Origin of the sequence: Zobellia sp. 1_MG-2023 (assembly GCF_030549125.1) — a bacterium.
Taxonomy (GTDB): domain Bacteria; phylum Bacteroidota; class Bacteroidia; order Flavobacteriales; family Flavobacteriaceae; genus Zobellia; species Zobellia russellii.
The window spans coordinates 71,280-86,558 of record NZ_JAUOSY010000006.1; the positions used below are offsets into that span (position 1 = coordinate 71,280).

At 38.2% G+C, this 15,279-nt stretch carries 13 protein-coding genes; 6 read left to right on the forward strand and 7 right to left on the reverse strand.

What is annotated here, in order from left to right; translation table 11 throughout:
• Window positions 1-32: 32 nt before the first annotated feature.
• Both Q4597_RS13550 and Q4597_RS13555 read right to left on the reverse strand, forming a co-directional pair.
• A complete protein-coding gene (locus Q4597_RS13550) occupies window positions 33-1,142 on the reverse strand; it encodes an acyltransferase family protein (RefSeq protein ID WP_303406586.1) in 1,110 nt (369 codons plus the stop codon).
• Window positions 1,143-1,170: 28 nt separating this feature from the next.
• Window positions 1,171-1,758: an ankyrin repeat domain-containing protein gene (locus tag Q4597_RS13555; RefSeq protein WP_289041861.1), complete on the reverse strand. Its 588-nt coding sequence runs from the start codon at window positions 1,756-1,758 to the stop codon at window positions 1,171-1,173.
• Window positions 1,759-1,979: 221 nt separating this feature from the next.
• Between Q4597_RS13555 and Q4597_RS13560 the strand changes: the two genes are divergently transcribed.
• The 5 genes from Q4597_RS13560 to Q4597_RS13580 all read left to right on the forward strand — a co-directional run bounded on the left by Q4597_RS13560 (window position 1,980) and on the right by Q4597_RS13580 (window position 7,955).
• Window positions 1,980-4,058: a helix-turn-helix domain-containing protein gene (locus Q4597_RS13560; RefSeq protein ID WP_303406587.1), complete on the forward strand. Its 2,079-nt coding sequence runs from the start codon at window positions 1,980-1,982 to the stop codon at window positions 4,056-4,058.
• A gap of 82 nt (window positions 4,059-4,140) precedes the next feature.
• Window positions 4,141-5,271, forward strand: coding sequence for a glycoside hydrolase family 26 protein (locus tag Q4597_RS13565; protein ID WP_303406588.1), 1,131 nt, complete (start codon window positions 4,141-4,143; stop codon window positions 5,269-5,271).
• Between the two features lie 157 nt (window positions 5,272-5,428).
• Window positions 5,429-5,992, forward strand: a complete 564-nt coding sequence (locus tag Q4597_RS13570; RefSeq protein ID WP_303406589.1) for a DUF4494 domain-containing protein — start codon at window positions 5,429-5,431, stop codon at window positions 5,990-5,992.
• Window positions 5,993-6,223: 231 nt separating this feature from the next.
• Window positions 6,224-7,084, forward strand: coding sequence for an RNA polymerase sigma factor RpoD/SigA (locus tag Q4597_RS13575; protein WP_303406590.1), 861 nt, complete (start codon window positions 6,224-6,226; stop codon window positions 7,082-7,084).
• Between the two features lie 178 nt (window positions 7,085-7,262).
• The gene (locus Q4597_RS13580; protein WP_303406591.1) at window positions 7,263-7,955 is read left to right on the forward strand and encodes a nitroreductase family protein; all 693 of its coding nucleotides are present in this window, start codon (window positions 7,263-7,265) and stop codon (window positions 7,953-7,955) included.
• An 8-nt stretch (window positions 7,956-7,963) separates the two neighbouring features.
• Here Q4597_RS13580 and Q4597_RS13585 read toward each other — a convergent pair whose 3' ends face one another.
• The 5 genes from Q4597_RS13585 to Q4597_RS13605 all read right to left on the reverse strand — a co-directional run bounded on the left by Q4597_RS13585 (window position 7,964) and on the right by Q4597_RS13605 (window position 14,059).
• Window positions 7,964-8,902, reverse strand: a complete 939-nt coding sequence (locus tag Q4597_RS13585; protein ID WP_303406592.1) for a hypothetical protein — start codon at window positions 8,900-8,902, stop codon at window positions 7,964-7,966.
• A gap of 14 nt (window positions 8,903-8,916) precedes the next feature.
• On the reverse strand, window positions 8,917-10,698 hold the full coding sequence (locus tag Q4597_RS13590; RefSeq protein WP_303406593.1) for a hypothetical protein: 1,782 nt from the start codon (window positions 10,696-10,698) through the stop codon (window positions 8,917-8,919).
• Window positions 10,695-11,876, reverse strand: a complete 1,182-nt coding sequence (locus Q4597_RS13595; RefSeq protein WP_303406594.1) for a metallophosphoesterase — start codon at window positions 11,874-11,876, stop codon at window positions 10,695-10,697. Before Q4597_RS13595 ends, Q4597_RS13590 begins: the two co-directional genes overlap by 4 nt.
• A 5-nt stretch (window positions 11,877-11,881) precedes the next feature.
• The gene (locus Q4597_RS13600; protein ID WP_303406595.1) at window positions 11,882-12,721 is read right to left on the reverse strand and encodes a Dam family site-specific DNA-(adenine-N6)-methyltransferase; all 840 of its coding nucleotides are present in this window, start codon (window positions 12,719-12,721) and stop codon (window positions 11,882-11,884) included.
• Window positions 12,722-12,847: 126 nt separating this feature from the next.
• Entirely contained in the window at window positions 12,848-14,059 is a 1,212-nt protein-coding gene (locus Q4597_RS13605; RefSeq protein WP_303406596.1) for a patatin-like phospholipase family protein, read from the reverse strand.
• Between the two features lie 220 nt (window positions 14,060-14,279).
• On the opposite strand from Q4597_RS13605, the gene Q4597_RS13610 reads away from it, so the two are divergent.
• The gene (locus Q4597_RS13610; protein WP_303406597.1) at window positions 14,280-15,182 is read left to right on the forward strand and encodes a DMT family transporter; all 903 of its coding nucleotides are present in this window, start codon (window positions 14,280-14,282) and stop codon (window positions 15,180-15,182) included.
• Window positions 15,183-15,279 lie beyond the last annotated feature (97 nt).

Consider the following 15,279-nt stretch of genomic DNA (forward strand, 5'->3'; position numbering starts at 1 on the left):
AATGGCTTCTTTCTATCGGAGCCCGTTCTCAGCTATGGATAAGTACCAGCTTCTTTGGACGTAGGATTACCCTCCAATGATTTTTCCTTTGGCCATTTTTCCATTCGTAGTCCGAACAAAGGTCGTAAAACCTCAATTCTACGAATTAAAGACTCATAGAGGATAAAACAGATTGTAAAGGTAAAAACGGTAATGACAATGAACTGTAAGACAGGATGTATTTGTAAGGGAAGAATCAACCAAGCCCCCAAATACAGCACGAACATATGGATAATATACACTGGGTAGGCCGCCTTGCTTAAATATTCCAATAGTCGGCTGGGCCTGTTAAGGTAGTGGAACACGAGTCCGAAAATACCGAATATCCAACAGGTAGATTCCATGGCCATCAAATAGCCAGGGGCTTCCATATGATATGATATTAGTCGCAGGGTGTACAAGCCTACAGCGAGTGCCAAATAGGCCCATTTCCATTTTCTCAAGGTGTTCCAGAACGCACTGCCTATATAGACGAACAGGTATCCGAAAAAGAAAGCTAGGGCTCCCAGAAAAAAGCCGTGCCAGGTTTCGGCATAGAGCGAATAAATCTGTGGCTTTACCAAAATGGCCTCCAGTACAAAGAACAAAGAGACGATCAGTGGCCCCACCGCGTTACCCATAATTTTCTCCAATAGCTTTTTAAGCCTTCCTCCACGATGTTTCAATAGAAGAAAAACAGGTAGAAAAAGAAGGGCATAAGCAAAAATATTGCCCAAAAACCACAAGTGGCCCGTATGGGGGTAGTAACTTAAAGGTTGTTTGTAGAACGCTTGAAAAAGATACATGTGCAGGGGCGAAATGGCCACAATGCCAAACAGGAAGGGTATAAGTATACGTTGGGTACGTTCGCCAATCAGTTGTTTCCAGTTGCGCTTTCGCATGGCGAAAAAGAGTCCCATTCCCGATACAAAAAACAGGATTGGAATGCGCCAAACGTTGAGCATGGTCATGGGTACCCATAATCCTTCAAGGGCGTTTTCGCTGCGTACAAAACCAACGAACATGGCCCAGGGCTGAAAAACAATGGCTATATGGTAGATTAATAATAAGGCTATGGCGATGACCCTTAGCCAGTCTATATCGTAACGTCTAACGGCTTTCATGACTGTCGTTTTTTGAATGGTTATTAGGTTATTGTAGCATTATTGCAATGACAGGACGTGCCTTTTCCAGTTCGGCCAAGTTTAGGTCCAATCCAATAGGCCCCAATTGCTGTTGCATCATTTCATAGATGGGCTTCATGTCTTCAAAAGGTCCGGAGACCGTTTCCCGGGCGGTGGCCCCATAGTTATTCTTGGCCGTTTTGTCGGCCTTGGCATCCATTAGTAACTGTACCAGTTCTACCCTACCAAAAAATGCGGCTACATGAAGGGCGGTGGAACCGTCGTTGTTTTTTATTTCAAGATCGGCACCGGCATCGATAAGGGCCGCAGTAATCTCTGTTTTATCAAAGGTTATGGCCGAGATTAGAGGAGTGGCCCCACTTAGGGCATCTTTTTCGTTAAGGTCGGTACCGGCCTCAATATGCTGTTTAACAGCTTCTAGGTTACCAGTTATCACGGCCTGTGTTAGGGGAATATCCGGTGCGCTTACTTCGGTCTTGGCTATCGCTTGATCATTGCTTTTCTGTTTTTGTTGTCCGCAGGCGGCTAAGCACATGGCAATAATAAGTAGTAGATAACTCATTTGTTTAGCGGGACGGTTTTCTTGTTTTCTCATGATTTTACTTTTTAGTGATTCAACATTTTATTTGATGTTTCAAAGGTCCATCGAACGCTGACGCAGTACTAATCACCTATGGGGCAATGTATATAAGCCTTGCGGAAGCGATAAAAATTATGATGCAACCCTATAAACTATGACGCAACTCCCTTATTTTTATCTTGGCGCGTATTCATTTATATTTGTTTGAACCAATGGCCAGCCACCAAAAAAATACCATGCCAGACCCGTTTAAAAAAAGTCCTTTTACTGAGCAGGCCGAAGCCTTGGTCTTAGCGAATTTGAGCGATGAGCATTTTGGAGTGTCGGAACTGGCAGCAGCCATGCACATGAGCCGGTCCAACCTTTTGCGGAAATGTAAAAAACAGACTCAGCTATCTGCTAGTCAGTTTATCAGGCAGATACGCCTACAACAGGCGATGGAGTTGTTGAAGGATTCCGACCTTACGGTTTCCGAGGTTTCCTATCGTGTGGGTTTTGGCAGTACTTCCTATTTTATCAAATGCTTTAGGGAGGCTTATGGTTACCCTCCTGGGGAAGTGGGAAAAAAGTCCATCGAGGCACTCGCTCCACCCGAAGAAACAATCCACCAACCTTCCTTTTTGCAAAAATACAAATGGGTCGTAGCGATAGGAGTTTCCCTATTGTTGGTCTTTCTCTATTTAGTAATTCAAAAAAGAAGTTCTTCTGAAGCCCAAAAGAGAGCGCTTCCAGAAATTGAAAAATCGATTGCGGTACTTCCCTTTAAAAACGAGAGCAGCGACTCTACCAATCTCTATTTCGTAAACGGTCTGATGGAGGCGGCATTGGGGAACTTGCAGAAGATTGAAGACCTAAGGGTGGTTAGCCGTACGTCGGCAGAAAAATACCGTAATTCCAATAAGAACATCGGAGAGATAGCCTCTGATTTAGGGGTCAATTATATTGTGGAGGGCAGCGGGCAGAAAGTGGGCGATCAGGTACTGCTGAACATACAGTTGATAGATGCCGCTACCGATTCCCGTATTTGGGGACAACAATATACACACGAGGTGGTAGACATCTTTGCCCTGCAGAACGAAGTGGCCAAAAAAATCGCCAACGCCGTTGAGGCCAATGTTACCCCTTCGGAATGGGAACAAATCGATAAAAAACCTACCGATAACCTTGTGGCATACGATTATTTTCTAAAGGCTCAAGAACCTTTTATACAAAGAACGGAAGCAGGCTTACAAGAAGCTATTCCCTTGTTTGAAAAAGCTCTGGAAGAGGATCCTGAATTTGCCTTGGTCTATGCCGATCTGGCCATTACCTACTATTATTTGGACCTTTATAAAAAGGAAAAGAAGCACACTGAAAAGATTAACAACTACGCTGACAAGGCACTTTTGTACGATTCTAAACTCACTGAAAGCCTTATTGCCAAAGCCCTTTACTATCAACACACTGGCGATTATCGTTTGGCTGTGCCCCACCTTCAAAAAGCCTTGGAATACAATCCAAATTCGTCGGCGGTGGTACAGATGCTGGCGCTTCTCTATTCCAATTTAATTCCCGATACCGGAAAATATCTGGAGTATGCCTTGAAGGGAATTCAATTGGATATTGCGGCCAATGATTCCGTAGGAAAGAGTTACATCTATCTAAATTTGGGCAACGCTCTGGTTCAATCGGGCTTTACGAAAGAGGCTTTAAGCTATATAGAAAAGTCTCTACAGTTTGACCCGCAAAATTACTATGCACCTTATGTAAAGGCTTATATTTTGTATGCCAGAGACAGGGATTTGCAACAAACCCTTACCCATATTAAAAGGGAATTGCAAAAAGACCCTGCCCGTTTGGATATTTTACAGGAAACCGCCAAGTTGCATTATTTTAAAAGGGAATACGACAGTGCTTATCACTACTACAAACGGTTTGATGAAATTAGAACAACAAAAGGATTGGCAATCTACCCCCAAGAAGATATTAAACTTGCCGTAGTGTATGAAAAAATGGGACTTACCGAGGAAGCTTCCCGGTTTTTTCAATTGTATGTAGACTACTGTGAGCAAGATCAATCCATTTATAAGCCGGCCAGTATGGCCGTGAGATATGCCCATGAGGGAAAACTGGATCTGGCTATTGACCAGCTCAGGGAATTTGCCGACAAAAACCATTATCAATATTGGGTCTTATTGTTTATGAAATTGGATCCGGTGATTGAGCCTTTAGAAAAGCATCCCGAATTTAAATCCGTAATGCAAAAAATCGAAGATCGGTTTTGGGAGAACCACAATCGGCTCCAAGAAACCTTGGAAACCAAAAACCTACTCTAGAAAATCAGTATTTTCTAGCGAAAATAGAGCCTTTCCCCGTTAGTTTAGCTTTCTTTTCACGACACAGTCAAAAAAAGCGTTGATGAATAAGGGTTTGGTGGTCGTAGTTTTCAGTGTATTCTTTTTTTTCAGCTGTACTACCGATGATAATTTATTTGACCCCAATGCCATACGCGTTCCGGCAGAAGTAACTGGTGAGGTGTCCTTTGCGGACCCCAACTTGGTTCAAGAAGCAAAAGACCTACACACACGGTTACGGTCCATAACACAGCAGGGTATCGCCTTTGGTCAACAAGAAGCTATTGGCGGTAGTATTGAAGCGTTTGACCCCAATAGCCTGGAAAGCGATTTTAGTGATATCGCCCAAGATTTCCCCGCCATTATTGGTTTTGATTTAGAAAGCTTAGAGTTTAATGATCCATTAAATCCCAATCTCTCCTTCAGGGATTTCAGAAAGGAATTTATTGTAAAGGCCCATGAAAACGGAAGTATCATAACCATTTCCTGGCATGCAAGCAATCCTATTACAAGGCAAAATTCGTTTAGTAAGGTTCCCGCAGTAACCCAAATGTTGGAAAATGGTTCGCATCGTAAAGTGTTTCTTGAGCATATGGAGCGTTTGGCCTTATTTTTCAACGATTTAAAAGATTCCAGCGGAAACCCAATTCCGGTACTATTTAGACCGTGGCACGAGATGAACGGCGATTTTTTCTTTTGGGGAGAAGGCCTAAGAACAACAGAGGAGTTTAAACAATTGTTCCGGGATACGGTTACTATTCTTACGGAAGATTACAATGTTCATAATTTACTGTACATCTATGCGCCCAATCAATTTTCGCGTAGGGAGGATTATTTAAAAAACTATCCCGGTGATGCCTATGTAGACCTTTTGGGTATTGATGTCTATGATTTTGAAAACGGTGGCTTTTTACAAAAAGCGATTCATAACCTAAAGATCGTTGAGCGGATCGCCATGGAAAAGAACATGCTCTTTGCACTTACCGAAACCGGTCTAGAGAACTTACCACAACCAGATTGGTATACAGAAAACTTGTACAAGGCCATTAGAAGCAGTGGCATTACCTATGCCATGGTCTGGCGTAATGCCGTCAAGACCCATTTTTACGTTCCCTTTCTGGGGCATTCCTCTGAAAACTCTTTCAAGAAATTTGTGGACAAAGACCTCATTCTTCTAAACAAGGATATTCAATAGACCTAATTATTGGAAAAATCGTACGGACTAAAATCCCTAACTCCCTCATGCTTAAAGGGGTGTAAAACGGAACTTGAAATTGTGAATATCTATTCCCTTTTTTGATTTTACCGGCTAATGCTTACCCCTATATTTGGCTCCCCTAAAAGAAAAAGTTATGAGTGCAACGTGGTACGAGTGTAAAGTAAAATATAGAAAGCTAGACGAAACATCGGGAATACAAAAGGTAAAGACAGAACCTTTTTTGGTAGATGCTATTTCCTATACTGAGGCCGAGAGCAGAATTACGGAAGAAATGTCCGTGTATTTAAGTGATACGGACGAAATAAAGATCACCAATATTAAAGTGGCCAATTATGCGGAGATTCACCCTTTTGAAAATTCGGACCGTTGGTTCAAATCCAGGGTGTCTTTAATTGCTTTTGACGAGGAAAGCGGTAAGGAACGTAAAACCAACCAATATTTGTTGGTACAGGCCAATGATGTAAAGGAAGCGTATGACAATACGGTGGGTGTTATGAAGGATACCATGGGAGAATATACCATTCCCGCCATATCGGAATCGCCTATAATGGATGTCTTCCCCTATTTTTCAGGTGAAGAAGATGAAATGGAGCGTTTGGAGAAATTCACCGCATTAAAAAATTCGGTTCCCGTAAACCTTGACATGGACGAGGAGTTGGAATTGGCAGATGTACTTTCTGGCGGAGAGGAAGAATAAATTCCATCCATAAATATATAAAAAGGCTGTCCGGTTTCTTCTCGGGTAGCCTTTTTTACGTTTTATACTCGGCACAATTCGTTTGGGACCAAGAGCTTCATGTAGTATTCTTTAAAATTGATGCGTGACTTCATTTTGTTTGAAAAATATTCAGATTATCCGTAAAATCATTAGGATTAATGCAATAAAAATTGTATTATATAGTAACGAATTAAAAATAAATCAAAATATATGAGGCAACTGAAGATCACGAAACAAATTACGAACAGAGACACTAAATCCTTAGAAAAGTACTTTCAAGAAATATCAAAAATAGAATTGATTACTGCAGATGAGGAAGTAGAGCTCACTAGAAGAATACGTAACGGAGATCAGGTTGCCCTAAATAGATTAGTAAACGCCAATTTACGTTTTGTGGTTTCTACCGCCAAACAATACCAAGGAAGCGGACTACTGCTCTCGGACCTTATTAACGAAGGAAATATAGGGCTGGTAAAAGCCGCCAAACGTTTTGATGAGACACGTGGTTTTAAATTTATCTCCTATGCCGTATGGTGGATCAGACAGGCTATATTATCGGCCATTTCACAACACTCCCGTATGATACGGTTACCCTTGAACAAAATTGGCCAAATAAGTAAAATAAACAAGGTCTACTCCTCTTTGGAACAATCGCACCAGAGACCGCCAAGTGCCGTGGAAATTGCCCGTGAATTGGACATGAGCGCCACACAGGTAAAAACGGCTTTAAAGAATTCCGGAAAACATTTGTCTATGGATGCACCTTTTCAAGAGGGTGAATCTTCCAATCTGTATCAAGTAATTCAATCTACCGATGCCACCAGTCCGGATGCCAATATGATGAACGATTCACTAAAGACAGACCTTGACCTTATCCTAAGTTCACTGCCCAACAGGGAAAGTGAGGTTATTAAATTATACTACGGTATTGGTGAGCGAAACCCAAAGAGCCTAAGCGAAATTGGAGAACTCTTTGATATTACCAGAGAGCGTGTAAGACAGATCAGGGAAAAAGCCATCAGAATCCTTAGAAACCGCAGAAAGACCGATATTCTTCAGGCTTATCTGTAGCATTGCATAAATAGCATTATGAGAAGTCCGACTACTATACGTCGGACTTTTTTTTGATGTATGGAGGAAGACGAATGTTCGGTAAGATTCAGTTACCCCTAAAAATGGCGCGCCCAAACTTCTGAAAAATCGATACCTTTGGGTTAGTAAACCTGATATTAAAATAGCATTCAGAACCATGTCATCTCCATCCCATATTACCGTTAACGGTCACCCGCACGTTATTTACCAAGAAAACCCACTTTCTCCAGAAGAACTGGCCAAACAAAGTGCAGCTTTTTATTCCTTGTTGGACCAACGCCGTTCGGTTAGGGAATATGCAGATACTCCGGTTCCTAAAGAAGTGATAGAAAACTTGATCAAAACCGCCTCCACAGCCCCTTCCGGTGCCCATAAACAACCGTGGACGTTCTGTGCGGTCTCCAACCCTGCCCTTAAGACCCAAATTAAAGAAGCCGCCGAAGCCGAAGAAAAAGAAAGCTACGAAAGCAGGATGAGCGACCGTTGGAAAAAAGATTTAGAGCCGCTGGGTACGGATATGTACAAACCCTTTTTGGAAATTGCCCCTTGGTTGATCGTGGTGTTTAAAAAGGTACATGACCTTGGTGATGAAGGTGAAAAAATAAACAATTACTACGTAAACGAATCTGTAGGTATTGCCTGTGGCATGCTCATTACCGCCATACACAACGCAGGTTTGGTCACTTTGACCCACACCCCTAGCCCTATGAATTTTCTAGCCAAGTTGCTGAACCGCCCCAGTAATGAACGTGCATTTTTGTTGCTTCCTGTGGGATATCCAAAATCACCCACCTACGTGCCGGATATTGAACGAAAACTTTTGGATGAGGTGGCTGAGTTTTATGAGTAGGAATTGAATTACCAGCTATGTAACTGATTTTTAGCGCTTCTTTCAAAAACTACTTTTGATATTATAAATGTTTGATTATCAATTGGTTTTCTTTCGTATTCATTTATATCACTTCCAGAACCCACTCGCCAAATATCAATGTCATGATATTTAACAGATAGTAACATCGACATAAATGTAAAAGGTTTCGGACCTAATGGAGCAATTATAATACTATAATCATCCCTCAATAGATAATAAAGAGAAGTAAGTTCTCTCTCTAATTGGGTCAAATTTTTGAAGTCATAAGTAATAATATCATTACTTTCTTTTAAAATATTAGCATTACTTGATTCTATATGCTTTACGAAGTCGTTATCTAAAGCCGGTTTAGAATAAAAAAGAAAACACCTTTTAGGGTCTAAGTGTTCAATTATACCTTCTGCCTTTTTTTTCTCGTATCCTAAACAAACAATTAAAGCTTTTGGTTTATCAGTTGGGACTACATATTTACCAGGTAAAGGTGCAATTTCAGAATTAGATTTAGGACTTTGGGGTTTTTCATGGGATGACGGCGTGTAAACAAAAAAAACCACTACAGAATCAAGCTTGAGTTTTTTCTTTTTTAAATATAAGATGAATGTATAATACCAAGGCTTAGTCATACAAGAATAATCTAAAACAATATTAACATTATCGGATGGCTTTACCTTAGCAAAAAACTTATCAAGAACCTTTGAGATATCTTTTAAGTTTGAAATAAACATTCTTTCAATCCCACTCTTTTTTTCAATTTTGAGATAATTGCTATATGAAAATTCAATAGCTTTATTTATAGAATTAGTTTTTATAATATTATCATATGCAGTATATTTTCGCTTTTCGTGGTTTACTGCTAATAGAAAAAGTGATATTTCAACTTGAGATATTTCATTGATTTGTAATTGTTTACCAAATTTAATTTCCATTATTATCTATATGTTTAATTGAATAATGTTGTTTGATTAATCCCAGTGTTTTCATAACCATTGAGGCAATTACTCAAACTAATTTCAGAAAAACTTCTTAACGGAATATTGTAAAGGATAAAGAACAAATAAGATAATTTAAACCTTTGACCTCGTATTTTGAAATCGTAAATATTTTCATCCGCTCCGACTAAAATAAAAGCACCTTGATATACACCCTTTTCTATTAATTCAACAATATTTTTTTCAATTCTATTTTCATCTTTATCTACAATGAAACTACCTTTCGGATCTAGTTTAAATTGGCTTCCAATTATTTCATTTTTAAAGTACTCACCTAATCTCTCAACGATTTCGGAAATATTCAATTTATTATTACCCACAGGAATGTTAGCAATAACATTTTTAAACCTATTAGCCGCACCTAAAATCTCATCAAATTGGATGCTTTTTGATACAGTAGATTCATCTCTTGCCCTATTTATTATTTTACTCACAACGCCAATTATCCATCTAGGATTTCCATCACATAATTTGGCAAGAACCTCTATGCCTGAGTATAATTCTATAGATTTTTTTCTACTTCTCAATTCAACATTTGAGCCCGTATTGCGCTCTATAAAATGATTTCTAAAATAAACTATAGATTTAATTTTACGGTACAGGCGATGCTGGTCCTTTTTAATGGTTAAGTCAGGATTATTTATATTAATCCCCTTATTACTTAAAAAATCCTTGAAAGAGATATCTTTTTCAATTAAACTAATAATTTCCTTATAAAATTTACTCTCTCTAGTGTAACTATTGTATTGCTGACTGTAAACATCGTTAGAACCGAAGAATGTGTCTAAGTCTACGTTCTTAGACTTAAAAAGAGACTTAATAATTTCTCTTGAAAATTCTTCGTTGTTAACAGTCCACATTTTTATGAGGTTTACATCATTACCTGATGTTGCACTATAATCATTATTTAACGATTTTTTCAATTCTAAAGGTAAAATAGGACTGGAGCTTAATTTATATAGTATAAATTGCCTCCTACTTCTTAAAGATGTAAATAATTTATCCTTTAGCCAGTTTGGAGCAAATTCTAATTCATCAAAACATAACGCCCATTTTTTATCCCCATTCAAATTGTAAATTCTTTCAAATTTTGGAATCACCTCTTCTACAGATGACTCGAAATTCAAATTAAAATAATCAGGGTGAGGTAATTTATCATCTTTTGAATAATTAAAAATAACTTCTTGAATTAATTGGTTCACAAAATCAATTCTTTCATTTAAAGCTTCTTTGATATATACTAATTTCGGGATTGTAGGCTTTAGTTTCCATGATTTTATTAGACACTTACATAATTCAATCTCTTTTCTTTCGTCAGAATCATTTAGCTCTAAAGAAATTATATTAATGAATGTGTCACACAGAGAAGTGAAAACATTACTATTTACGGAGAAGTGGGATATAATATCAGAAAAACTTCCGTATTCTTTTAGTTGATTACCATAAGTCTGATTCTTTACGTCCCAGTATATGTCGGTAGAAATATAAATAGCGTAAAAAGGTATTTCTTTTCTTATTTTTTCTGCTCTAAAGTCAGACGTCCATGAATATAAAGCTGGAATTGTAAGCATTTTCATCAAAGTGGTTTTTCCACACCCTCTTGCTCCAAGAATAACCGAATGCTCATTTTGAATTAATTCCCGAAAACTATCTGACCAAATAAACTTTTCCGCTACTTGTTGTGGATTGTAATGACGAGCATTGTATGTAGTGTAAAAATCTTCGAGACTCATATTAAATTTTTTGTGTTCCCTATAAATTTTGGAGGTTCAGATATACTACCGCCTCCAAGTATTAAATCATTTTTATTTAACAATTCTGCCAATTCATCGGATTGAGTTGGAATTAGATGTTCAATATCTGGTATAGAACTAACAATTTCTGCCCATTTTACCATTTCTCTATTACCAACCAAGCTCTTTATATTTGTTGCCAATGTATTGACTTCCCCCATATAGCCAAAACCAGTATTGATATGAAACCCATCTACATCATATCTGTTTTTCCAACCACTTCGAGGAAGGAATGACCAAGTCTTAATTTTTCCTTTATTACCTGAGTCAGTTCGTATTAGATCAACTTTATGAAATGTGTTTTTTTTACCTGTGAAAGTAATGTTTGAAGTTGAAGAAAAACTTCCAGAAGATAATATAGGTATTTTACAATTTGATGTTCTGCAAGAATGATATCTTAATAAAGGATCATGCTTATGACCATGAACAAATATATCCGCTTTAGCTTTTCCAAGTATTTCTAGCAATTCATCAGAATTAACAATTTTATCTTCTTCTCCTAAGTTTAACCTAGAGTGATCTATTGGATGATGATGAGCCAAAACGATAAAAAATTTAGTATCGTCAATTTTCGCTAAGTAATCTCTTATGAAATCGAGAGTGTCATCTCCAACTTTACCAGACTTAGCAGATAATTTATTATAGTGGAAATGAGAACTGTTTAATACTAGCACTCGGTAGTCTTCTTTCTCTATAAAATCGCACCCTTTTGACCAAAATTTATCGCAATCGTTTGAGTCTTTATATGGAAAACCTCTTTTTATACCTTTAGCTATTTCATAGCTATACTCTGAAGCACTTCCATAAGAATCTAAATCATGATTGCCTAATGTAGCAATAATTTCTTTACCCTTTAATTCTCTATGGATTTCTAAAGAATACTCCCAACCAGAAATAAAACCTTGCTTATTGGATTTATTTGTAAAATCACCAGGACACAAGGTTAAGTCAGTAGTAATTTTATCATCTCGTATAATCTTTACTAAACTTTCTACGGGGTGATCCAACAAAGGTGTTCTTAATAAATCTGTTTTCAAATACGTTTCGTCAACTTCTGCACTAGAAGGATGACAGTGCAAATCGCTGATTATTACAATCGATAACTTTTTTTTACTCATAGAAGCTAAACAGTATTACAAATAATCAATTCATTATACATTCCCCTAGTTTTATTTCTACCACCAACCTTACTATATCGTGATTTAATAAAAGTTTTTCCCAAACCTTTATAAAGGTCCAAAATGGATGAATGACTGGCATTGGTCATAATAAAATAGGCTTCTTTTTTAATCACTTGTTCAATAAAATTACGCAACCTCACCTGATCTTGCCAGGCAAATAATTTCTGGTTGTACATTATAAACCCATTATTCTCATGTGCCACGGTATATGGGGGGTCAAGAAAAACCAAATCATTTTTTTTAATTTTCCCTAGTGACATTTCAAAATCAACACAACTTATATTTACATCTTGTAATTCGCGGCTAATATTTCGCAAGTTCTCTTCAACGACAACATCAACATTTTTTCTATGTCCATATGGTACATTATAAAGCCCTTTGCTATTAACTCTATAAATCCCATTAAATGAGCACTTATTTAAATAGATAAATCGAGCAGCTTTAGTATGACTTTTAATAGGTTTCGAATTTCGTATTCTATAAAATTCTTCTTCAGAATTTTTTAATTTTTTAAGAGTCATAATCAATTTATCAACATTGTCTCTAATTTCAACATAAGTGTCTATTAACTCTTTATTTAAATCGTAAAGAAAGCTATTTCCGTTTTTTTTTGTGGCAAAAAAAACGGAACCTCCACCTAGAAAACATTCATGGTAATCTTTAAAATCTTTTGGCAAATACTCATGAAGAGAACTTTTAACTAGCCAATTTTTTGATCCAGTCCACCTTAAAAATGGATAACATTTTACAATTTCTTCATGTATTAATATATCTTCAGGCATATAGAAGTTCAATATTTAAAAAATCTAATTTACCGCTATAATTTTAAACAAATAAAAAATCACTTATCCATAACCTCAAAAAACATCATATTTCTTTCGTTTAACAATTTATAATGATACAAACAGTTAATTAACCTCCCACTCCCTCCACCGATTCATTCCATCCTGATACCATCGGTCGCCTGAAAGAAAAAGCAGCTCATTGTTTCTTTCCACTTCAAACTCTATGGGCTGGTTGTAGATTTTTCCGGCTTTCCAAGTATCGAAACACTGTAGGAGCAAGTCCACTTGCGCGTCTTTGGTCAGGTCCATATCTAGCGCATATAGTTGTTTTATGAGCGGTACGGCTTCCGTAGAAAGTTTATCGTCATAATGAATCAATGGCGATAAGCGTATGATGCTATCGTTTAGATTCTTTCCCGTAGCTACCTTAAAGAACATCATGGCCATATAATTAGCGGTGTCCGGCGGTTGGTATAAAATGGTTTTGGCTTGGTTAAAAACGGTTTCCATAAAGAAACTCACTTGTGGTTTAAACTTGTGTAGGAACAGCTTCTTTCTTCTATATTTTTGCGAGTCCAACCTCCAATTATAAAAGTTTTCCTTGGTATCCGAAGACATTAAAGGGTTACTAGTGCCCAAAGATACTATCTGTATGTCTTTTAGGTCTATACCTAATTTATAGGCTTCTATAATCCCGGCCAGAATAGGGTTGTTGAAACCGCCTAAAGCACCATCCCAAAGCTCAAAAAAAACTCCGCTTTCCTTGGCCTTGAAGCGCGCAGGAAAATCAAAATACTGTACCGGAGCGTTGGAGGAACCGTTAATGGCCTGTGTAAGCCGCACGGAATCATAACGGGAAGGCGTTAGCGCGTAGGACTTGAAAAACTTGGCCCTATTGTTTAGCGCATCATAGGTGCAGACCACAATTTTTAGAGACTCCTTGCCTATAATTTTTGGCAACTCGTTCATCTGCACTTTATCTATCTCGGGAAATAGGTATTCAAAAGCTTCTTTCTTTTTGGTAGCGCTGTACTTGGGGCCAAAACCAATACCCACAAACCGCAGATAATCTACCGGAAAAAAGCGGTCCCAAAAGGCGTTCTTATGAAAAATACGCTCTCGGTTTTCCTTAGCCTTAAATAAACTAATGGCTTTGTCTATGGTATAATTTTCGGCCAATGCGGCCAAAACAATACTTCCCCCGGAATTGGCAATGACCAGGTCAAACTTACGGAGCACCTCATGGCCGTTCATATTTCCGTAGCGGTCCTTGAGTGTGAGCAATTGTATTATGGCCCAACTGCCACCACCGTCTAACGATAAGATTTTATACATGAATTGGTTGGTTCTATGAACTGCTGATTTGAAGTGAATAAATATATAAATTTAATACGTAAACGATTACAGAAAGACGTAATACCCAACACCAATTTACAGGAACACGTACCCAACCACAGCCAAATTTAATACGGGTTACATTTTGGGTTCCCTTTTTTGAAATACGGCGTATTCCATGCGGAACAAACCCTAAAAAACCAATATCTTCGCGCCCGCTATGTGGATGTATCTTGGGCTTTTGGCCGCTTTATTCTTAGGGTTTCACAACCTGCTTAAAAAACATGCCGTTCAGGGCAACGAGGTGTTTCCGGTGCTTTTGGGTACGATTTCTTCGGGCTTCTTATTATTGCTTCCGTGCTATTTGGGTTCCATTTGGTTTCCCGCCAAAATGCTGGATTTGCAATTGTACGTCACGGATATTCCCCTAAAAACCCATGGGTTTATCTTTATAAAGTCCGCTATCATGGCAGCCTCATGGTTATTGGCCTACCAAGCGCTAAAGCATTTGCCCATTACCATTGTTACGCCCATACGGTCTGCCGGTCCGTTTTTTACTTTTATCGGTGCTATTACCATTTACCAGGAGAAACCCAACGGCTGGCAGTGGATAGGATTCTTTCTGATTATATTTTCGGTATTGCTGTATTCCAGAATCGGGAAAAAAGAAGGCATTCATTTTAAAAGCAACAAATGGATTTTCGCCATTATAGGTGCTACCTTTTTAGGGGCTTCCAGCGGACTGTACGATAAATTCCTGATACAGAGCCTTACTTTGAATCCACAGACACTGCAATTCTGGTTTTGCTTTTATACCATTCTCATTTTGTTGGTGATTTTAAGCATTACCTGGTTCCCGAATGCGGAAAAGCGCAAAGCGTTTAAATGGCGGTGGTCCATTCCGTTGGTGGGTATACTTTTGCAAATAGCGGATTACTTCTATTTTAAGGCACTACAAGACCCAGATGCATTGATTATGTTGCTTTCCGCCATTAAAAGGAGCCAGATTATCATTGCCGTAGTGGTAGGCGGACTCATTTTTAAGGAACAGAACAAACGCAAGAAACTGGTTCCTCTGGCCGGCATTATGATCGGGGTGTTCTTAATTTTGTATGCTACGTGAGATTGTTAGCCTACAGCATTTCCCCATTTGCGGATTATATGGAACGGTATTTTCAAGTGGACCCAAATTCTTAAAGTAGTGAAAGGTCAATTTTAAA